Below are 20,103 nucleotides of genomic sequence, written 5' to 3' on the forward strand. Positions count from 1 at the left end.
GCGAACAGACATGTCGCAAAGGACATGTCCGACGCACCGGCGTCGCGCGCTTCTGAGAACATGTCTCGAAGGACATGTCTGACGAGTCGCGGGGTCGCTGACAAGAACCGGCGGCCCGGCGCCGCGCTCACGACGAGAACATGTAGAGCCGACGCGCGATCGCCCGCGGGCACCGGCCGATCGGGTCGCCGACCTTTGCCCGGTTGCTGAACTCCTCGTCGGCCGCGGGGGTGGGCTTCGGCTGCGCCGGCGACTTCTCGCCGTCCCCGGTGTCCTGCGCCGCGGCCTCCTCGCAGAGCCGATCCATCACCTCGGTGGCGGACTTGGGGTTCGCCTTGGCGAGCAGCTCGGCGGCCCACGTGAGCTTCGGGTCGACGTCGAACTGCTCGCCGAGCACGGCGGCCAGCGCGAGGAAGCGGCTGACGTCTTTCTCGGAGGTGATGTGATGCGCGGCCGCCCGCTCGATGCCCGCCTTGACCTTGCCGAGGAGCTCCGCGCCGCTCATCCCCGCGACGGAGGGGAGCTGCTCGCCGAGGCGCTTCACCATCTGCGCCTCGAAGTCACGAGCGCCGGCCTCCGCGAGCTGGGTCATCTGTTGCTTGACGAACTTGAGCATGGCGGCCGAACTACAGCTTCCATTTTTATCACTTCCGCTGCGCCCGCGCGACCGGGGCGGCGCACGCCGGACGCACGAGAGTTCGCCCTGGCTCGCCCCGCGGGCGCGCGATGCGTCCCAGGCGCAGCCCGTGCCGTGCAGGCTCATGTGCCTGTGCGTGCTGGCGCTCGCTTCGAGGACCGAGAGCGACGAGACGCGGCTGGCGCAGGCCGAGGTCTTCCGCTCTCGTGTCATCGTCGGGGCGTGAGCGCACTCGAGCGTCGGGCGTCTGTCCGCCGGGCCGAGCCAGGCCCGCGCGGACGCAGCGGCCGCCTTGCGCCGCCCTGGGCCCGTCGATATCCTCGCTCATGAGAACGCGCGTCGGAGCGACGCGACCGATCGGCGGCGGGTGGCGGGATGGCGACCAAAGAGTTCCCTGATTATTGCGAGTTGACATTCCGGACCGAGGGCGGCCACCTGCCGAGCGTCCTCAAGGCGCACTGGCCGGGAGGCGTGTCAGGTGTGACCATCGGCCCCGGATACGACATGGGCCAGCGCAGCGCCGCGTCGATCCGCACCGACCTCGCCAACGCGGGTGTGCCCCAGACCAGCATCGACAAGTTCGTGGGTGGCGCCGGCCTGACCAGCACCTCCGCTCGCGACTGGGTGAACACGAACGCCGACTCGATCCCCCTGCTGACCCGCGACCAGTCGATGGCCCTCTTCACCCACGTGTACCCGGTGTACGTCGGGTACACGAAGAGCATCATCCGGTCGTGGGGCGGCAACTGGGACGCTTACCCGCAAAAGATGAAAGAGGTGCTGGTCGACCTGCGATTCCGCGGCGACCTCTCCGAACGGCACAAGCCCCGCCTGTTGCCGTCGATCACGGCCGCCGACTACCCCGCATTCCGGGCGGTGATCCACGACCACAAGTACTGGGTGGACAACACCAACCTCCGGAACGCGCGGGACGGCAGCATCAATCAGCGCATCACCGCGCGCAGCGCCTGGTTGCCGGCGGAGCCGGGGACCCAGGCCGCGGCCTGGGTGTTCCCGTTCCCGGACAACGCAGGCAAGGACGTCCAGGACGGCGGCTATTACATCGGCTCGCCGTCGCTGAGCGCAGCGGCCCTGCCGAAGGCGGACGACGGCTTTTACCCGATCGGCGCGAGCGGCATCTGGCACGGCGGGATCCACTTCGACGCCGGGACCGGGACTCAGCTCAAGCAGGTCGACGGCGTCCGCTGCATCAAGGACGGCGAGGTCGTCGCATACCTCGTCAATCAGAAGTACAAGGAGATCGCGTTCCCGGCGGAGGACAAGAAGGCGCTGTATTCGTCCGGGTTCACGTTGATCCGGCACAAGCTCGAGTGCCCGGGGGCGCCGCCCGCCCAGCCGGCCGCGCCTGCCACGACGACCCCCGCGCAGACTCCTGCGTCCGGCACGCCCACCAACCCCGCGCCCGCAACGCCAGCCCCCGCCACGCAGGCGCCCGCCAAGACCCCTCCGCCCGCTCAAAACGCGACGCCCGCCAAGCCGCCTCCGCCCGCCCAGCCGGCCGCGCCCGCCAAGCCGACCCTGACCTTTTACAGCCTCTACATGCATCAACTCGACTACGAGGGCTATCAAAGCGACGCCCAGCGCAAGCGCCCCAAATATTGGGGGCCGGCGAAAGAATACGTGGTCGGAGAGAAGGCCAAGGATCAGCAGGAAGACGGGCCGGAGCCGGCCGAGCCGGAGCTGCTCGGGGAGTGCGACGAGATGGCCTGCTGGTCGGAGTAGCGGCGATACGAGCGTCGCTCTCCGGCCGAGGGTCCGAGGCCCTCCCCGAAGCACCGCCTCCCGCATGACGGAGCCGAGGCCGCCGACCCGGCCGAGCGAAATCTCGGCCGATCTCGCATGAATCTTCGCCCTGTCGCCCGCCCGTGCCGGGGCGCATCCTCGGGTCATCGACGTTCCGCCTCGCGCGGACGCTCTGGAGGACACCTCATGGCCCACGAACACTCCGCTCCCTCTGCTCATCCACCCGTGTCGGGCTTCGGTGCCGACCGAGCCGCGCATTACGACACCCAGGCCGCCGTCGCGCTCGCGGGCACGCAAGCGATGTACGAGCTCGGCGTCAGCGCGCTCACCAGCCAGTTGGACGGCCAGGACACCGCGTCCCTGCTATTCGTCGGGCTGGGCACGGGCGCGGAGCTGGTGCCTTATAATCGGTTCGAGGTCCCGGGCTGGCGCTTCACGGGCGTCGACCCTTCCGACGCGATGCTGGCGGTCGCCCGCGAGCGCCTGGCCGCCGAGGGGCTGCTCTCGCGCACGCACCTGCACGTCGGCGAGCTGCAAAGCCTGCCTCCCGGTCCTCCTTTCGACGGCGCGCAAATGCTGGGAGTGCTGCATCACGTGCCGGAAGCGGAGCGCCTCGCGCTGCTGCGCGAGGTGACCCGGCGGCTCAAGCCCGGCGCGCCGCTCGTCGTCGGCTGCCGCGTCGGCATGGACCCATCCCTGTGGGACGTGGAGCTGCGGCGCTGGCGTGCCCACGGGATCCCCCAGGAGGATCTGGAACGCCGGCGTCAGAGCGCGAACATGATGCACTTCATCGAGTCCGACGCCGCGCTGTTCGAGTTGTTCGCGCAGACAGACCTGGTGGCGCCGCGACCGATCTTCGTCTCGCTGCAGTTCAAGGTGTTCCTCGTGCGCTGCGAGCCGGGCGCTGCCGGCTGAGTCCCGGCCGCGATCGTCGCGGGCGCGCTCGCTGCCCGCCGCGACAGCGAGGCCGCGCGCTCATTCGACGGCCAGGTTCGAGCGCGCGTAGGAGAACACCAGCGAGGTCTCGATCCGGCTGACCTCGGGGCGGCTGGTGAACGAGCGGATGGTGAGCACGCGCAGGTGCTCGGTGTTGCGGCACGCGACGTGGACCAGGAAATCGGTCGAGCCGCCGAGGCAATACACCGCGACCGTCTCGGGCAGCGAGCGCAGGTGGTCGCCGATGCTGTTGAAAGCCTCGCCGACGTGGAGGCGGAGCTGGACGGCGATCATGGCCTGGAGGTCGAGGCCCAGCGAGCGCGGCGCGAGCTCGGTGCGGTAGCCGGTGATCACGCCCTCGGCCTCGAGCCGGCGCACGCGCGCGAGGCACGACGACGGCGCGAGGCCGACGCTCGCGGCCAGCTCCTTGTTGGAGATCCGTGCATCCTTCTGCAGCAGCCCGAGCAGGGCGCGATCAATTCGGTCGAGGGTCGACATCTCCGGCTCCGTTCGAATTCTATTCGATAGAATACCGGGTAGTTCGAGAATATTCTTCGGTTTCGATGCTCATATCCCGACTTTTCGCCGGTCTGCTCGCCCTCGCCTCGCCTGCGGCCCCCCGGGCCGGGACGGTCTCGCTCGAACCCGCGTCGGTGACCTCCGCCGCGGGGGAGAAGATCCAGTTCGAGCTCGGCACCCTGCACGTGCTCGAGAATCGCGCTGCCGCGGACAGCCGCGTGATCGACGTCGGGTTCGCGCGGCTGCGAGCGGCGCGACCGACCCGCGCGGCGCCGATCGTGTTCTTGCCCGGCGGGCCGGGCAACAGCTACCTCGACGCCTTCACCGACAGCGGCGAGAACTCGCGCCGCCGGCTCGAGAACTTCCGCCGCTACAGCGCCGTCGCCGACGTCATCGTGCTCGATCAGCGCGGGTTCTCGCGCCGCGGCACCACCCTGCGCCTGCCCGATGCCGTGCCCGCGCCGCTCGATCGCCCGAGCTCCATGGAGGCCGAGAGCGCGACCTATCGCGCCTTTGCGGCCGCGGCGATCGCCGCCAACCCGGATCACGATCTGTCCGGCTATCACGTGCGCGAGTGCGTCGAGGACGTCGCCGAGCTGCGCCGCGCGCTCGGCTACGCCAAGCTCAACCTGCTCGGCGGCAGCTTCGGCTCGCAGTGGAGCTTCGCGGTCCTGCGGCTGCACCCGGAGATCGTCGAGCGCGCCGTGCTTTACGGCGTCGAGCCGCTCGACGACGGCGTCGACATGCCATCCTATTTGTTCGCCGCCTTGCAGCGCATCGCCTTCGATGGCGACCGCGCGCCGAACTTGCGGCCGTATCTGCCGCCCGGCGGATTGATGGCCGCGGTCCGCGAGCTCCGCGACCGGTTCGCCCGTGGTCCGGTCACCGTGAAGGTCCGCGTGCCCGAGACCGGCAAGACCGAAGCGGTGGTGCTCGGCCTCGCCGACCTGCAAAATGCGCTGCTGCCCGACGACGCCGAAACGTGGCCGGCGTTCATCCTGTCGCTGTATCACGGCCGCTACGAGGAGTGGGCGCGGGAGGAGCTGGCGCGCCGCCGCAGGTCGAAGTTCTCCTCGGTGATCTTGCCGCTGATCGATTCGGGGCTGGGCTTCAGCGCGACCCGAGCGCACCGGCTGCACAGCGATCCAGCGACCCACTACCTCGGCACGTGGAGCTTCGAGCCTCACGAGAGCTCGCGCCCGGCCTGGCCGACCCCCGATTTCGGCGACGCGCTGCGCGCCCCGGCGACGAGCGAGGTGCCGGTGCTGTTCGTCAACGGCGACTGGGACACCTCGACGCCGATCGAGAACATGCTGCAGATCGCGCCCTACTTCCCGCGCGGCCGCGTGATGATCGTGCACCGCGCCGTGCACGAGCAGCTGACCCGGATGACCCGCCACCAGCCCGAAGTCTTCGCTGCGATCCTCGAGTTCTATCGCTCGGGCGCGACCGCGAAGCTGCCGGCCGAGATTTCGCTGCCGACCCCGAACTTCGTGACGCCGTCCTTTCCTCCGCCCGCTCGCCGCTGAGCAGCGACTGAATGGAGGGCCGCTCCGGGCCCCTCGTCGAGACACGCGCGACGCGGACATCGACGCCAGGACCCTGACACTCGCACCATGGGCCCGCGGAGAAACGGCCCCTACGGGCCGCCACGGGCCAGGAAACGATCTGGCATCCCCCGTGCATTCGCTGCCGGACATGACGCGCAGCCCGTCGACTCCTCGCCTCCTCCTCGCCCTCGCGCCGCTCCTCGGCCTCGCTCCTGCCTGTGAAAAGGTCGATACCGCGCCGGGCGACACGACGAACATCGCCGGCTCCGAGGGCGACTCCGAGGCTGACACCGACCCGGCGAGCCCGCCGTCGACCACGACCACGACCAGCGCCACCGAGGGCGACGACTCCGAGGGCGCCGACTCCGAGGGCGACTCGGAGACCAGCACCACGACCGACCCCCTGCCCCCGGACGACGAGTGCCAGTTCCTCGTCGCCGACATGAGCCCCGACGAGATCCTCGCCGCCTGGACCACCTCGCAGTCGTGGGGCGGCGAGGATCGGCTCGAGTGGTGCGAGGGCGAACACTCGATGCCCTGCACCACCGCGGGGGGCGAGGAAGGCACGTCGCTCTGCGTGGTCTCGTGGGGCGCGGAGGAGTGGACGACCTGCGCGGTCGAACACGCCTGCACCCCCGACGACGTGTTCGAAGAGGGCGAGTGCCAGGGCACCCACTGCGCCATTCTCGAGGGCGCGCTCTCGGTCGAACAGTGGTACAGCGAAGACCCGTGCTGCGGCACCGACGACCCGTGCTGCTGGACGCCGCTGGTCGTCAGCTTCGACGGCGAGCCGATCCGCTTCGAGGCCGCCGGGGCCGCGGCGTTCGACATCAGCGGCCAGGGCTCGTGCCTCAGCACCGACTGGCCGGCCCAGCCGTGGCTGGCCCTCGACCGCGACGGCGACGGGCTCATCGGCAGCGGCCGCGAGCTGTTCGGCAGCGGCACGCTCTTGACCACCGGCGTGCGCGCCAGCCATGGCTTCGAGGCGCTCGGCGAGTTCGATGTCGACCGCGACGGCAAGATCACCGCGGCCGACCCGATCTTCCACGAGCTGGTGCTCTGGTCGGATCATAACAGCGACCGCCGCGGCGCCCTGGGCGAGCTGATGCCGGTCGCCGAGGCGGAGCTCATCGCCATCGACCTCGGGTTCGGCCGGCGTTACGACTGCGACGAGCGCGGCAACTGCGGGGTCGAGCGCTCGGCCTTCGAGTTCCGCGACGCCCTGGGTGCGGTCCGTAGCGGCCAGATCGTCGACGTCCACCTGCCGTGCCAGTGAGTCGTTCGGCGCCGCGCCCTGCGCGGCGCCGCCGGCACGCGGCTGGAGGTGACGGCGAGCTGCAGTCCCTCGTCGCCCCCGAGAGTGACACCGAGAGCGAGGGCGGCAGCGCGACGGAGGGCGAAGGAGCTCCGGAAGCCCATGCAGCGGGGGAGCGACTCTCCCCCGGCTCGATCGCCTTCGCTCAGCCGCGGTCCGTCCGCTCGCGGCCACGCTCGCCGTGCGGGCCGAAGCCGCGCTCGCCACGGGGCGCGGGCTTGAAGGCGGAAAGCTCGGCCATGCTCAAGGCGCCGTCGCTGTTGGTGTCGATCGCCGCGAACTCGCCGGCGAGCCGCGGGTGGTCGGCGACCTCGGCCAGCGACAGCGAGCCGCTGGTGTCGACATCGGCGCGGGCCATGAAGTGGGCCGCGCGCTCGGCCGGGTCACGCTTGCCGCCGCGGCCCTTCATCGCCTGCAGCTCGGTGAGCCCGAGCTTGCCGTCCTTGTCCGCGTCGAGCCCGGCGAACTTGCCCGCGAGGCGCGGATGGTCCACGAGCTCGGCGGCGCTGAGGCTGCCGTCCTTGTCGGCGTCGAACTTCTGCACGAGGTGATTGGCGCGCTCGGCCGGGTCGCCGTGGCGCTTGCCGCCGCCGTGCTTGCCGCCGCGGCCCTTCATGGCCCGCAGCTCGTCGCGGCTGAGCTTGCCGTCCTTGTCCGCGTCGAGCTCGGCGAACTTCGCGGCGATGCGATGCCCCGCGGCCTCGGCCTGCGAGATGGCGCCGTCCTTGTCGGTGTCGAGCCGCATCGGACCGCCACGACCGCGGCGGCCCTCGCCCTCGTGGTTCGACTCGGCGGCGAGCTCGGTGGACTCGATGTCTTCGCCGTCCTCGGTGTCACAAGCGAAGAGGAGCGCGACGGGGAGCAGGATCTTGGTGATGGCGTTCATGGCGGGTCTTTCCTTGCGGGGCTTTCGACCCCGGCGATGCTGGTACTATTCGTCGCCCGACCCGCCCGCGCTCGCCCGCTTACGACCCCTTTACCCGCGGTTACGCGGGCGCAAACCGGGCCCGGACGGGCAGCGCCGGATCCGCAGCCCCCTCCTTTGCGCACCCGCTCCTCACGCCTCCCCCGCAGGGTCGAACCCCTCGGCCGCGACGACGATCGCGCACCGCACTTAGATCGGCGAGGTCGTACCAGCCCGTCGCGAAGCGTCCGGTACTTCGGCGATCGACGAATCACCGCACTCGCGCGTCGCCGACGCTGTCGCCGGCGCACGCCGGGACGGCTGGACGATCGCGCGGGCACGTGGTGAAGTTCGTGCGAGAGAACGATCGCTTGCTTCCGTCTCCCTTCGCGGTTTGGAGCCTGGCTTGTGGCGTCGGCCTGATCGCCGCGACCGCGCGAGCCGCCACGGAGCCGCCGCCAGAGGGCGCGCCGGCGGCTCGCTCCTGGTGCGCGAGCACTTCGCCGCAAGCGGGCGTGGCAGCGCTCGGCCACGCCCGCAGCCGGGTGTTCTTCCTCAACTACGACGGCGTGAGCCTCGCGCAGGGCGAGCAGGACGACGCGACCACCGACACGACGATGTTCGCGGAGTTCGTCGCCGACTACGCGCCGTACGGCCTCGGCAGCAAGCGCGACGCGTCGCTGCAGGCGGTCCTGGCCGACTGGGCCGCCTACGACGTGACGATCACCGATGTCCGGCCGCAGGCCGGCGCCTACGCGATGAGCGTCAACTCGCCGACCAACCCGTTCGGCGACGGCGTGACGGGTGCGTCCGCGCTCGACTGCGACGACGGGGTCGCCAGCAGCGTCGTGCTCGCGTTCCACGGCGCAGACGACGAATTCTCGGCGGCAGCCCAGGCGACGACGATCAGCCACGAGCTCGCGCACTCCTACGGGCTCGAGCATGTGGCCGAGCCCGAGGAGATCATGAACCCGACCCTCGTCGGCGTGGACGCGAGCTTCCGCGACGAATGTCTGGCCCTGACCGGCGGCGGCCCCCTCCACTGCGAGCAGCACCGGCGCTTCTGCGACGACGGCCGGCAGAACGCGCACCAGGAGCTGCTGTGGCTGTTCGGGCCCGCCGTCGCCGACACCACGCCGCCGGTGGTGACGATCACCAGCCCGGCGGACGGGGACGCATTCGAGGCGCCGGCGCTGGTGACGATCGTCGCCGAGGCGAGCGACGAGATCGGGCTCTCCGCGGTCACGCTGCGCATCGACGGGCTGGCGCAGGCCGGCCCCGATTCGCTGGCGCCGTATCGCTGGCTGGACCGGCCGTTCGCCGCGGGCAGCCACTGTCTCACCGTGGAGGCGCGCGATCACGGCGCCAACGTGACGGTGTCGCAGGAAGTCTGCTTCTTCGTGGACCCGGGCGAGGACGAGGGCCTTTCCACGAGCTCCGGCGCGAGCGCGACCGCAGCCGAGGACTCGGACTCGAGCGGCGACGCCCAGGAGCGCGGAGACGAAGGCTGCGGCTGCGCGGTACGCAGCAGCGCAGGGACCGCGGCATGGCTGGTGATGCTGGCCCTGGGCGGCGTCAGGCGCCGCCGCCGAGCGCCGAGCCCCTGACCGCACGCGGGTGCATGCGAGACGTCCGGGTCATCAAGGCGCCCTCCAGCCGCATGAGTTCGCTGCGACAATGAGTCGCTGTGCGACCTCTCGTTGCGCCACGCCGCCACGGGTCGGATGATGGCTCATGGGGGCTCGCACCGACGCAGCTCCCTCGGGCGCGTATGCCCGAAAGATATGACATGTCCCTTCGGACATGTCTTCGATGCGTGCCGGCTGCACGCGGCCGTCGACGGAAGCCTCGCTGTGATACTGTGCCACGGCCAGGACCACCCGAGATGAACGCACGCCGAACCCTCCTCGCGCTCGCCCCACTCCTTCTGGCCATCGTCGCACCGGGCTCGGCGACGGCGTCTCCCGCGGGGCCGCGCACGCTGTTCGACCGGCCCGTCACCGAGGTCGCGGAGCCGTCCGAGCAGGAGCTCGAGGCCCGGAGGCTCGACTTCCAGAACATGCTGGAGGCTGGCGGGCTCGAGGTTCACGGCGACGTCGTCGGTCCGGCCGAGCTGTTCGCCGAATCGCCGGCGCCGACGACGGCTCTCGGTGAATGGCAGTACCCGCCGCACCGGGCCACGATCTTCCTCAACTTCTTCGGCGGCCAGATGACGAACGGCAGCAACGCCGCGTTGATGGAGTCGACCTGCATCGTCGGCAACTTCAAGTACCCCGGGTTCCTCGGCACCGAGGCCCAGGCGCTGGCGATCATCGAGACCTTCAAGAACCTGCTCGGGCCGTACGGGATCCGGGTCGCGTACGAAAAGGCGCCCCCGCCCGAGCTGCCGTACGCCATGGTCATGATGGGCGGCAAGCCCGGCGATATCGGCATGTCCTCCGGCATCCTCGGGGTGTCGTGCAGCAGCGACTGCGGCGATCGATGGTGGCGCGACACGACCCTCGCGTTCACCGCCGCCGCCTCGCCGAGCCAGACCAACACCCTTTCGACGACGGCGCTGCACGAGGCCGCGCACGCGTTCGGGCTCGGCCACATCGACACCGGCTTCAACTCACCGTTCGTCATGCACCCGTACGTCGACGGCGGCGACAAGGTCTGGGGCGACAACTGCGAGGAGTACAACGACGCCACCGGCAGCATCAATTGCCAGTCGACCCACGACGTGTGGTGCGGCGGCGGGGCGCAGAACACCCACGCCGAGCTGCTCGCGTACTTCGGGACCAACACCCCCGACACCGAGCCGCCGACCGTCACGATCGTCTCGCCCGCCGAGGATCTGAACCTCCCGCCGGGCTCCAACGTGGACATCGAGGCCGAGATCAGCGACGACCACGACGGCGCCGGCTGGAAGATCATGATCTACAAGGACGGCGAGCTCGTCGACGATCGCCCGAGCTTCAACTTCCAGAAGACGTGGTCGCTGTCGGGCCTGCCGCAGGGCGTCTACACGGTGCGCGTGCAGGCGATCGACCACGACCGCAACATCGGCTTCGACGAGGTCGTGGTGCACGTCGGCACCCAGGCACCTGGCACGGACACGGAGTCGGACACGGCGAACGGATCGGAGACCACCTCGGAGCCGACCACTTCGAGCTCCGACGGCAGCGCAGGCGTCGATACGTCGGAGACCCAGGACTCGGACAGCGGGGCCTCGGACAGCGGGGCCGGCCAGGCCGGCGTCGATGACGACGGATGCGCGTGCGGGGTCGACGGCTCCCGGGGCTCGACCGCGCCGCTGGTCGTGCTCGGCGCCCTGGCGCTCCGTCGCCGTCGACGGACCCGGTGATACGGACCTGACCGCGCATCGTGATGCGTGGTCGGGTCGCCCCACCTCGCGCTTGGCAGCGAACACTTCCATGCCATCCGGCCAGATCGGATAGGATGGCGGCATGCGTCCCGTCGCCGTCCTCACCCTCCTCTCGCTGGCGTCGGCCTGCGCGAACACTCCTTCGGCGGCGACCGAGCAGGGCAGCGCGTCGGACACGAGCACGGGCAGCAGCGGCAGCCTCACCGAGAGCAGCAGCGGCAGCCCCACCGAGGCCACGAGCACGGGTGATGACGGCGAGCCGCTCTGCCACGGCGGCCCGTGGGAGCGCGGGCAGCCGATCGCGGCGCCCGAGCTGCCCTCCGGAGACCCAGCAGCGGGCTACACGGCGCTGCTGACCCGCGATTACGTGAGTTGCGGGATCCCCTGGGACCTGTTCGGCTTCGCCGAGGGCGTGCTCGGCGTCGAGGAGCCGCTGCCCGGTCGCGCCGGCAAGAACGCCGAGGTCGGCCACGCCTGGAACGTCGTCACCCTCGCGGACGACAGCGAGCTGGTCGTCTCCAACTGTCTGCAGTGCCACGCGGGCTACTTCAACGGCGAGCTGATCGTCGGCCTCGGCAAGGCCTCGGCCGACTTCACGACCTCGCTCAGCGAGTTCGCCGAGCCGCTGCCCGACCTGCCCGAGACCAGCCTTGCCAACGCCGCCTTCAACAAGTTCAAGGCCCGCGCCGCGGCGCTCGGGCCTTATTCGACGATGATGACGGTCGGCGCCAACCCGGCGGTCATGTTCGCCATCATCCTGCTGTCGCACCGCGATCCGGTCACGCTCGCGTGGAGCGACGAGCCGCTGTACGAGCTCTCCGCGGAATTGGTGCTCCCCGCCGATCCGCCGCCGTGGTGGCGCGTCGGCAAGAAGACCAGCAACTTCGCCAACGGCATGTCGCGCGGCGACCACCGCGGGACCATGGTCCTGGCCTCGTCGCTGTGTACCGACAGCGTCGAGGAGGCCGGCCCCGTGGTCGACTATTTCGCCGACATCCAGGCCTATCTCGCCTCGCTCGAAGCGCCCACGTATCCGTTTGCGATCGACGAGGCGCTCGCCGCTGACGGCGCGCAGGTCTTCGAGTGCAACTGCGCCGGCTGCCACGGCACCTACGCCAAGGACCCGGCGGCGGAGAGCTTCCCCAACCTGCTGATCCCGCTCGACCTGATCGGCACCGATCCGTCGTTCGCCACCCAGGCGGCCGCGGGCGGCTTTTATCACCACCTGCGCGAATGGTTCAACGCGTCGTTCTACGGCATGTTCAGCGAGGTCGTGACCGACGACCCGACGCCCGGCTACACCGCGCCGCCGCTCGACGGCATCTGGGCGACCGCGCCGTACTTCCACAACGGCTCGGTGCCCACCATCGCGCTGGTGCTCGACAGCGCGGCCCGGCCGGGCGCCTGGCGGCGGCTCGACTACGACAGCACGAACTTCGACCAGGCCGCGCTCGGCTGGCCGTGGCAGCCCGCGCCGGCCCACGCCGAAGCGCCCGCGAGCGAGCGCAAGTTCATCTACGACACGACCCTGTTCGGCTACGGCAATCGCGGCCACACCTTCGGCGACCACCTCGACGACGCCGAGCGCCAGGCCCTGCTCGAGTACCTCAAGACGCTCTGACCGGCGGGTCCTCACCGGCGCCTGCGACGCTCGAAACGGGGCGGCGGCCGCAGCGGCGGCGATCTTGAGGATGTTCTCAGGAAACTCTCAAGCTCGGCCGCCCGGCTCGCGCTACACCGAGCGGCATGCTCCGCCCGGCGCTCGCGACCTGCTGCGTGGCCCTCCTCGCCGTCTCCTGCATGTCCGAAGAGACATGCCCGGATCGGGCCCCCGACAGCCGACCCGCGAGCACCCCGACCGCGTGGGTCGAGGCCAGCGCGCCGCAGGACGTCTCGCTGCTGCAGGCCGCCGCCCGCGTCGTGCTCGCCGGCGATCGCCAGGCCGTGATCCGCCCGCTGTTCCGCGCCCGGATCACCCGCTTCCACGTCCAGGCCGGCGATCGCGTGCGCGCCGGTCAGCCGATCGTCGACGTCGTCATGCCCGAGGTCGTCATCGCCGCCGCCGGCTACCGCGGCGCCCTGCTCCGCGGCGCCGCCCACAACGCGCGCCGCGACAAGCTCACGGGCCTGCGCAACGAGGGCCTGGTCGCCGAGCGCGACGTCTTCGACGTCGCCACCCGCGCCGCGGAGGTCGAGCAGCAGGCGCTGACCGCCGCCGCCACCTTGCGGGCCGCCGGCCTCGATCCCTCGCAGGCGCGCGAGCTGCTGCAGAAGCCCGAGGTCACGCTCACCAGCGCCGTCGACGGCGTGGTCCGCGAGCTCAACGGTCGCCTCGGCGAGGTCATCGAGGGCCAGGGTCCGCCGATCGCCAGCGTCGTCGGCGAGGGCGTGCCGCGCGTCGAGGCTCGCTTCCTGCAGGCCCCGCCGGCGCGCGCCACCCTGCGGTTTCACGCCGTCGACGGCAGCGTGTGGCCGCTGCGGCCCGAGCCGCTCGCCCGCACCGTCGAGGCCGATGACGGCGCGATCGTCATGTGGTTCCAGGTCGAGGGCGATCGGCTGGCCGCGCCCGGTCTGCGCGGCACCGTCGAGGCCTTCAGCGACGAGCCCGGCGTGGTCCAGGTCCCCGCCGGCGCGCTGCGGCGGCGTGACGACGCTCTGATCGTCTACCGCCGGCGCGACGGCCAGGTCGCCGCGGTCGCCGTCGAATTGCTCATGGCCTCCGGCGCCTCCGCGCTGGTGCGAGCCGTCGATCCGACGCAGCTCAGCGCCGGCGAGCGGATCGCCGAGGACGCCCTGGCCTACGAGCGGGCCCAGGCGGGGGCCGGCGCGTGATCGAGGCGCTCGTCCAGGCGTCGGTGGTCCATCGCCGCGCGGTCATCCTCATCACCCTGGTGGCGACGCTGTTCGCCGCGATCGTCGCCACCGGCCTGCGCTTCGACGCCCTCCCGGACGTCACCACCAATCAGGTCCTCGTCCTCACGCGCGCGCACGGCCTCACCCCCGAAGAGGTCGAGCGCCTGGTGACGCGGCCGATCGAGATCAGCCTCGGCGGCATCCCGGGCATGGTCAAGCAGCGCAGCGTCTCGCGCTACGGCATCTCCTCGATCACCGCCGTGTTCGGCGACGACGTGAGCCCGTTCCTCGCCCGCCAGATGGTGCAGGAGCGCCTCGCGCTGGTCGGCGACCGCCTGCCCGAAGACGTCGAGTCGCCCGAGCTCGGCCCGCTGTCCGGCGGCCTCGGCGAGATCTTCCACTTCACCGTGCGCTCGCCCGACCGCACGCCGGCGGAGCTGCTCGAGCTCGTCGAGCTGCGCCTGGTCCCGCTGCTGCGCGCCATCGAGGGCGTGGTCGAGGTCAACACCTGGGGCGGCGAGAAGCGCACCCTCGACGTCGTCGGCCGCCCGGAGGCCATGGCGCGCTGGCGCGTCACGCTCGGTCAGCTCGAGGCCGCCGTGGTCGACGCCACCGGCACGGCCGCGGGCGCCAGCCTGGCCGACGGCACGCATCAAGTGCTGCTGCGCGGGGTCGCCCGGCCGACCACGCCGCAGGAGCTCGGCAGCGCTCTGGTGCGCCCGGCGGCCAGCGGCGAGCCCGGCCTGCGGCTCGCCGACGTCGCCGACGTGCGCTGGGGCAGCACCCCGCGGATCGGCGCCGCGACCTCGAACGGCGGCGGCGAGACCGTGTACGTGATGGTGCAGATGCTGCGCGGCGCCAACGCCCTGCAGGTCATGGAGCGCCTGCACGCACGCATGGCCGATGTCACCGCGACGCTGCCCGAGGATGTCGCCGTCGACGTCGTCTACGATCGCTCGAAGCTGGTCTCGGCCACGCTCGCCACCGTCGCCAAGAACCTGCTCGAGGGCGGCCTGCTGGTCATCGTCGTCCTGTTCGCCATGCTGGGCAGCTTCCGCGCGGGGCTGTTGGTCGCGCTCGTGATCCCGCTGTCGATGGTGTTCGCGCTCGCCGGCATGGCGCTGCTCGACATCCCGGGCAACCTCATGAGCCTCGGCGCGATCGACTTCGGCCTGCTCGTGGACGGCGCGGTGGTGATGGTCGAGGCCGTGTTCTGCGGGGCCGTCGGCGCGTCCCTGTCACCCGCGCGGATCGCCGACCTGACGCGCGGCGTGGCCCGCCCGGTGTTCTTCTCGGTGCTGGTGATCCTGCTGGTCTACGTCCCGATCGTCACGCTCACCGGCGTCGACGGCAAGATGTTCCGGCCGATGGCGGCGACGGTGATCATGGCCCTGCTCGCGGCCCTGATCCTCGCGCTCACCTTCATCCCGGCGGCCGCCGCGACGGTCCTGCGATCGCGCGACATCCCCGCCCGCGAGCCCCTGCTGGTCCGCCTCGCCGAGCACGCCTACGCCCCCGTGCTGCGCCTCGCCGCCCGCTTCCCGATGCTCGTCGCCGCGTCCGGCCTCGCCGCGCTGGCGGTGGGCGTGTGGCTGTTCGGGCGCACCGGCGCCGCCTTCGTCCCGCAGCTCGACGAGGGCGACCTGGTGATCCAGACCGAGCGCGCGCCCGACATCTCGATCGAGTCGGCGGTGCGCGAAGCGACCGCGCTCGAGCAGGTCCTGCTCGAGGCCGTGCCCGAGGTCCGGGCCGTGGTCGGGCGCATCGGCTCGCCCGCGGTCGCCACCGACCTCATGGGCATCGAGCAGGCCGACATGTTCGTCGAGCTGGCCCCGAAGTCACAGTGGCGACCGGGCCTCGACAAGGACGCGCTCGTCGAAGAGATCGACGCGCTGCTGGCGGCGCGAGCCCCGGCCGACGTCGTCGTCTTCACCCAGCCGATCCAGATGCGCTTCAACGAGCTGCTCGGCGGCACCGTCACCGACGTCTCGCTCAGCATCTTCGGCGACGACCTCGCGCAGCTGCGAGAGCTGGCAGAGCAGGCCGCCGAGGTCATCGAGGCCCAGCCCGGCGCCGTCGACGTCCGCATCATGGCGCCGCCGGACGTCGCGGTGGCCGAGGTCCGCCCGCGCATGCTCGCCGCCGGCAGCCACGGCATGTCGGCCGCCGACGTGCTGCGCGTCGTCCAGGCCATCCGCACCGGCATCACCGCCAGCCACACCTACGTGGGCCCGCTGCGCCTGCCGGTGCGGGTTCGCCTCGGCGAGCCGCCCCAGGCCGCCCTGCTCGCGCAGGTGCCGGTGCCCACCCCCGACGGGGCCCTGATCGCGCTCCACCACCTCGCCACCGTCGAGCAACGAGCGGCCGCGAGCCTCGTCAATCACGACGACGCCCAGCGCCGGATCGTCGTCGGCTTCAACGTCCGCGGCGCGGCCCTCGGCGACGTCGTCGAGGCGCTCAAGACCGAGCTCGCCGCGCGCGCCCCGTTGCCTCGCGGGACCCGCTCGGTGTGGGGCGGCCAGTACGAGTCGCTGGCCGAGGCGCGCGCGCGCCTGGCATGGGTCATCCCCGTGGTGATCGCGGGCATCTTCGCGGTCCTGCTGCTCGCCTTCCGCCGCCTGCGGCCCGCCGTCCTGATCTTCACCCACGTGCCCTTCGCCTGCGTCGGCGGCATCGTCGCCCTGACCCTGCGCGGCCTCCCGCTGTCGCTGTCCGCCGCGATCGGCTTCATCGCCCTCAGCGGGATCGCGGTGCTCAACGGCGTGGTGCTGCTGGCGCAGATCGATCTGCTCACGGCCCAGGGTCACGGTCCGCGGCGCGCGGCGCTGGACGCCGCCGCGTCGCGCATGCGCCCGGTGCTGATGACCGCGCTGGTGGCCGCGCTCGGGTTCGTGCCGATGATGCTGGCCACCGGCACCGGCGCCGAGGTCCAGCGCCCGCTCGCGACCGTCGTCGTCGGCGGCCTCCTCACCTCGACGCTGCTCACCCTCGTCATCCTCCCCGCGCTCTACCCGTTCTTCGCCGGACGCGCCGCGGGCGGCGAGCGCTGAACTGCAGCGCCGCGAGCGGCCGTTCGACGCCCGCCCCCGCCCTGCATCGGCCGCGAACGGGCCTCGCATCGCTGCAATCGTGCCTCGCACGGCTGCGACGACGTCGCGACCCGAGCCGCGTACACTGGCCGCACGCACGAACCGGCGCGGCCGTGGGCGTGGCTCACGACGCGCCGCGAGGAGTTACCCATGAAGAAGCTTGCATTCATCCTGTCCTTCGCCGTCGGCGCCATCATCGCCAACACCGCCTACGCCGCCCAGCCCACCAAGGCCTGCACCGCCAGCAACACCGGCGAGCAGGTGACCACGTGGAACAAGGCGCACACCCGCTCGGAGACCTACCTGTGCAGCTCGGGCTGGCAGTTGATCCGCGTGTGCGCCAACGGCGTGTGCGAAGACTATTGATGGCAGTACGAGGCTATCGTCAGCCTCGCGGCTGCGGAGTCGCTCGCGGCCGCAGCGGGTGCATGCACCGTACGTGAGAGGTCGCCCGCCGCGAGCGGGCCTGACCCTCGTCCCGCATGGCGGGACGTCTCCACTCATTTCGGCGTGTTCGCGTCGACGGCCTCGCGGCGCCCCGGCGCGTCATGGTTACCGCGGCCGACCGAGATCCTTGAGCACGGCCCCGGTCGTCCGATCGACGATGCGCAGCGCGTGCGATGTCTTGGGCCCGTCGCATTCGAAATACACGCGGGTGGCGGTCCCGACCATCGCGTAGCCGCCGGTCCCGCCGCACGACGAGGTCCACAGCACGGTCCCGGTGCGCGCGTCGATCGCAGAAGTCTCACCTTGCCGGATCAGCACGGTGCCGCCGACGAGATCGAGGGCCTCGATCCTGCGGCCCTTCGGGTCGAACGGCAGCCGGTAGGTCGGCTGCCCCGCCGTGTCGTAGCCGACGATCGTGACCTCCGGTGTGCCCGGGCTCTTGACCTCGATCCCGACCGATTCACCGGTGACCGGGTCCGTCAGCCGCGCCTTGCTGGTCACGAAGTCGCCCTCGCAGCGCGCGTGCTTCACCGTGGTGCACAGCAGCGGGAGCGAACTCGAGTCGCAGGCCGGCGGCGTCGCGGCGTCGTCGCGCTGGCCGGTCGCCACGTCGAGCACGAAGCGCACATGATCGATCTGGTGGACCCCGACCTTGTCGCCCTCGACACACAGCCGCTCGACCTCGTCGGTCAGCGCGAGCGTGGTGCGGGTGGCCCCGTTCGTCGACTCGAGGATCTCCAGCCCTCGCGCCCGCGCTATCACGACCGCCCCGCCGGCGACGACTGCCTCGTCTCTCGGTTCGATCCGCAGATCGGGCCGGCGCCACAGCGGCTTGAAGGTGGCCCCGTCGAGCGCGAGCACGCCGTCGTCCACGAACCACGCCACGACATCCTCGAGCCCGTCGCCGTTGAAGTCGCCGAGGACCGGCGGCCCGCCCATCCAGAACCGGTACTCCGTGGGGTCGCGCTCCTTGGCGCCGAGACAACCGACGAGCGCCGTCAGGGCGAGCCCAGCCGCGCTCGCGGCGCTCCTCCGACCTCTGCGTGCATGAAGCATCGAAAGCACTCTACCCGATCTCGCAGCCCGACGACGGCTGCGTCCACGCGCGCGATCGCGGCGGCGCGCGATCATGAGACACCGGCGCCGACGCGCGTCCTGCTACGATTACCGCCGGGCGTCCTCGTATCGCCGCACCTCGGCGATGCCCGCCTGGTACCACAGCTCGGCGATCGGCGCGTCGCCCTCGCGCGCCGCCACGATCTCGCGGGCCCACGGCTCGCGGGTATCAAAATCGTCGCTGAAGCTCAGCATCAGCGCCGCGATTTTGAACACGTCGCGCTCCGCGTTCATCGCGTAGTCGGCGGCCTTGACCGTCGCCGCGCGCACGACCTCGAGCGCCTGCGGGTCGCCTGGCCACACCTGCGTCGGCCCGTAGTGTTGGCGCAGCAGCGCGAAGATCCGCCGCTCCGACGCGTCGCGGGCGGCGGCCGTGACCTCGCCGCGTTGATGGGCATCGAGCTTCATGTCAGTCGTCGTCCGCCTCGTCGGGGGCTGCGCGGTCGATGTGCACGTGGCTGGCGATGTCGAACAGCGACTCGACCTTCGAGCCGCCGGACGTCGCGGCGTCGGGGATCCCGTCCTCGTTGGTGTCCGGCATCTTGTCGGTCGGCGACGGCACCGCCGCGCTCGACGGATAGACCGCGCTGGGCCCCTTCTCGAGCAGGACCACGCGCGAGCGGACCGACCGCGCCGCGTTGTAGAGCCGCAGGTAGGCCGCCCGCCGGGTCGCACCTCGCATGTCCCGCTGGCCGATCGGCTGCATGTCGAGCGCGCCGCCGTGCTGGTGGTTGCTGTTGGGGACCTTGCTGCCGGCGGCCAGGTTGCGCCGCGGGTTGCGCCACCCGCTCGACACGTGGACCCGCCCGCCGTACGCCGCCTCGGTCGCGGTCAGCAGCTCGGTCATCGCCGAGTCGAGGATGAGCTGATAGTTGCCGCGCAGGTCGGCGCGGTCGGTCGCCTTGATGTGATTGCGGTAGGGCACGTGCAGCGTGAACTTGTCCCGCCACATGCGCTGGTCGACGTACTCCTGGCGGATGATGTCGCGCTCGTCCTGCGTCACCACCTCGACGATCTCGTGCGACTTGCCCCCGTGGGTGATGGTCGCCTTGATGCTGTACTGCACCGGCGGGTTCGGCTTCTTCGAGGCCGTGATCGGCCGCTGCGCATTGGTGACCTCCGGCGTGTAGTCGAAGCGGTTGCCGGTGCCGGTGCGCTTGGGGATCGTGCCGCTGTGGGTGCCGACGGGCGTGACCTCCCACGTCGCCGACGCGCCCTCCGGCGAGGCGACGCGGACGCTCAGGGTGCGGAACGACCTGCTCACGTCCTTGCCGACCAGGAAGATGAACTTCGAGGCGACGACCCACTCTTTCTCGGAATAGCGGGTCTTCGCGGTGTACTGGCTGCGGTGCTCGAGGATGATCTGCGGCGGGCAGGTCGCACAGTCGCCGCCCGCCGGCTTGTCGCCGAGCTGCTGATCGGCGGCGGTGCCGGCGTTCTCCATCGTTTTGGAGAAGCGATTCGTCTGGCCCTGGACCGGCTCCGGCGACACGGCCCGACCGGTGAAGCTGCCGGGCTGGCCCGAGGTGTTCGGGTTCAGCAGGTCCCACGTGAACCGCGGCGCGGTCAGTCCATTGTTCCCGGTTCCGCTCATCGCCCCACCACC

The 20,103-nt window shown here is 71.3% G+C and carries 16 protein-coding genes; 10 read left to right on the plus strand and 6 right to left on the minus strand.

Features of this window, described 5'->3' with window-relative positions; genetic code table 11:
- Window positions 1–127 precede the first annotated feature (127 nt).
- A complete protein-coding gene (locus tag POL25_RS06010) occupies window positions 128–616 on the minus strand; it encodes a hypothetical protein (RefSeq protein WP_272084901.1) in 489 nt (162 codons plus the stop codon).
- Window positions 617–1,045: 429 nt separating this feature from the next.
- Here POL25_RS06010 and POL25_RS06015 point away from each other — a divergent pair, with 429 nt between their 5' ends.
- Both POL25_RS06015 and POL25_RS06020 read left to right on the plus strand, forming a co-directional pair.
- Window positions 1,046–2,380, plus strand: a complete 1,335-nt coding sequence (locus POL25_RS06015; protein WP_272084902.1) for a pesticin C-terminus-like muramidase — start codon at window positions 1,046–1,048, stop codon at window positions 2,378–2,380.
- A 207-nt stretch (window positions 2,381–2,587) separates the two neighbouring features.
- Complete coding sequence (locus POL25_RS06020; protein WP_272084904.1) at window positions 2,588–3,316, plus strand: class I SAM-dependent methyltransferase; 729 nt, start codon at window positions 2,588–2,590, stop codon at window positions 3,314–3,316.
- 60 nt (window positions 3,317–3,376) lie between these two features.
- Here the strand turns inward: POL25_RS06020 and POL25_RS06025 are convergent, their stop codons facing one another.
- Window positions 3,377–3,835 (minus strand): Lrp/AsnC family transcriptional regulator, encoded by a 459-nt coding sequence (locus POL25_RS06025; RefSeq protein WP_272084905.1) that lies wholly within the window; start codon window positions 3,833–3,835, stop codon window positions 3,377–3,379.
- 155 nt (window positions 3,836–3,990) lie between these two features.
- Between POL25_RS06025 and POL25_RS06030 the strand changes: the two genes are divergently transcribed.
- Together POL25_RS06030 and POL25_RS06035 are read left to right on the plus strand one after the other, a co-directional pair.
- Window positions 3,991–5,385, plus strand: a complete 1,395-nt coding sequence (locus POL25_RS06030) for an alpha/beta hydrolase (protein WP_272084906.1) — start codon at window positions 3,991–3,993, stop codon at window positions 5,383–5,385.
- A 169-nt stretch (window positions 5,386–5,554) separates the two neighbouring features.
- Window positions 5,555–6,682 (plus strand): SPM autocatalytic domain-containing protein, encoded by a 1,128-nt coding sequence (locus POL25_RS06035; RefSeq protein ID WP_272084908.1) that lies wholly within the window; start codon window positions 5,555–5,557, stop codon window positions 6,680–6,682.
- Window positions 6,683–6,866: 184 nt separating this feature from the next.
- On the opposite strand, the gene POL25_RS06040 is transcribed toward POL25_RS06035, so the two are convergent.
- Window positions 6,867–7,607, minus strand: coding sequence for an EF-hand domain-containing protein (locus POL25_RS06040; protein ID WP_272084909.1), 741 nt, complete (start codon window positions 7,605–7,607; stop codon window positions 6,867–6,869).
- A 533-nt stretch (window positions 7,608–8,140) separates the two neighbouring features.
- On the opposite strand from POL25_RS06040, the gene POL25_RS44155 reads away from it, so the two are divergent.
- From POL25_RS44155 to POL25_RS06070, 6 genes are all read left to right on the plus strand, one after another.
- Entirely contained in the window at window positions 8,141–9,232 is a 1,092-nt protein-coding gene (locus tag POL25_RS44155) for an Ig-like domain-containing protein (protein WP_272084911.1), read from the plus strand.
- A gap of 278 nt (window positions 9,233–9,510) precedes the next feature.
- Window positions 9,511–10,971 carry an Ig-like domain-containing protein gene (locus tag POL25_RS06050; protein ID WP_272084913.1) on the plus strand — a complete coding sequence of 487 codons (1,461 nt, stop codon included), beginning with the start codon at window positions 9,511–9,513 and terminating at the stop codon, window positions 10,969–10,971.
- A gap of 103 nt (window positions 10,972–11,074) precedes the next feature.
- On the plus strand, window positions 11,075–12,613 hold the full coding sequence (locus POL25_RS06055) for a c-type cytochrome (RefSeq protein WP_272084915.1): 1,539 nt from the start codon (window positions 11,075–11,077) through the stop codon (window positions 12,611–12,613).
- A 125-nt stretch (window positions 12,614–12,738) separates the two neighbouring features.
- Window positions 12,739–13,824: an efflux RND transporter periplasmic adaptor subunit gene (locus tag POL25_RS06060; RefSeq protein WP_272084917.1), complete on the plus strand. Its 1,086-nt coding sequence runs from the start codon at window positions 12,739–12,741 to the stop codon at window positions 13,822–13,824.
- Window positions 13,821–16,895, plus strand: a complete 3,075-nt coding sequence (locus tag POL25_RS06065; protein WP_272084918.1) for an efflux RND transporter permease subunit — start codon at window positions 13,821–13,823, stop codon at window positions 16,893–16,895. The genes POL25_RS06060 and POL25_RS06065 overlap by 4 nt, the downstream gene beginning before the upstream one ends.
- 189 nt (window positions 16,896–17,084) lie before the next feature.
- Entirely contained in the window at window positions 17,085–17,300 is a 216-nt protein-coding gene (locus tag POL25_RS06070; protein ID WP_272084920.1) for a hypothetical protein, read from the plus strand.
- Between the two features lie 186 nt (window positions 17,301–17,486).
- On the opposite strand, the gene POL25_RS06075 is transcribed toward POL25_RS06070, so the two are convergent.
- The 3 genes from POL25_RS06075 to POL25_RS06085 all read right to left on the minus strand — a co-directional run bounded on the left by POL25_RS06075 (window position 17,487) and on the right by POL25_RS06085 (window position 20,091).
- Window positions 17,487–18,437 carry a PQQ-binding-like beta-propeller repeat protein gene (locus POL25_RS06075; protein ID WP_272084921.1) on the minus strand — a complete coding sequence of 317 codons (951 nt, stop codon included), beginning with the start codon at window positions 18,435–18,437 and terminating at the stop codon, window positions 17,487–17,489.
- 108 nt (window positions 18,438–18,545) lie between these two features.
- Window positions 18,546–18,905 (minus strand): hypothetical protein, encoded by a 360-nt coding sequence (locus tag POL25_RS06080; protein ID WP_272084922.1) that lies wholly within the window; start codon window positions 18,903–18,905, stop codon window positions 18,546–18,548.
- 1 nt (window position 18,906) lies between these two features.
- Window positions 18,907–20,091: a D-Ala-D-Ala carboxypeptidase family metallohydrolase gene (locus POL25_RS06085; RefSeq protein ID WP_272084923.1), complete on the minus strand. Its 1,185-nt coding sequence runs from the start codon at window positions 20,089–20,091 to the stop codon at window positions 18,907–18,909.
- Window positions 20,092–20,103: the final 12 nt, after the last annotated feature.

This window comes from Nannocystis bainbridge (genome assembly GCF_028368995.1).
Lineage (GTDB): Bacteria > Myxococcota_A > Polyangia > Nannocystales > Nannocystaceae > Nannocystis > Nannocystis bainbridge.

Excerpts from the sequence above, each read along its gene's own strand:
- POL25_RS06010 (WP_272084901.1), bottom strand. The coding sequence starts at position 616 with ATGCTCAAGTTCGTCAAGCAACAGATGACCCAGCTCGCGGAGGCCGGC.
- POL25_RS06020 (WP_272084904.1), top strand. The coding sequence starts at position 2,588 with ATGGCCCACGAACACTCCGCTCCCTCTGCTCATCCACCCGTGTCGGGC.
- POL25_RS06025 (WP_272084905.1), bottom strand. The coding sequence starts at position 3,835 with ATGTCGACCCTCGACCGAATTGATCGCGCCCTGCTCGGGCTGCTGCAG.
- POL25_RS06035 (WP_272084908.1), top strand. The coding sequence starts at position 5,555 with ATGACGCGCAGCCCGTCGACTCCTCGCCTCCTCCTCGCCCTCGCGCCG.
- POL25_RS06040 (WP_272084909.1), bottom strand. The coding sequence starts at position 7,607 with ATGAACGCCATCACCAAGATCCTGCTCCCCGTCGCGCTCCTCTTCGCT.
- POL25_RS06050 (WP_272084913.1), top strand. The coding sequence starts at position 9,511 with ATGAACGCACGCCGAACCCTCCTCGCGCTCGCCCCACTCCTTCTGGCC.
- POL25_RS06055 (WP_272084915.1), top strand. The coding sequence starts at position 11,075 with ATGCGTCCCGTCGCCGTCCTCACCCTCCTCTCGCTGGCGTCGGCCTGC.
- POL25_RS06060 (WP_272084917.1), top strand. The coding sequence starts at position 12,739 with ATGCTCCGCCCGGCGCTCGCGACCTGCTGCGTGGCCCTCCTCGCCGTC.
- POL25_RS06070 (WP_272084920.1), top strand. The coding sequence starts at position 17,085 with ATGAAGAAGCTTGCATTCATCCTGTCCTTCGCCGTCGGCGCCATCATC.
- POL25_RS06075 (WP_272084921.1), bottom strand. The coding sequence starts at position 18,437 with ATGCTTCATGCACGCAGAGGTCGGAGGAGCGCCGCGAGCGCGGCTGGG.
- POL25_RS06080 (WP_272084922.1), bottom strand. The coding sequence starts at position 18,905 with ATGAAGCTCGATGCCCATCAACGCGGCGAGGTCACGGCCGCCGCCCGC.
- POL25_RS06085 (WP_272084923.1), bottom strand. The coding sequence starts at position 20,091 with ATGAGCGGAACCGGGAACAATGGACTGACCGCGCCGCGGTTCACGTGG.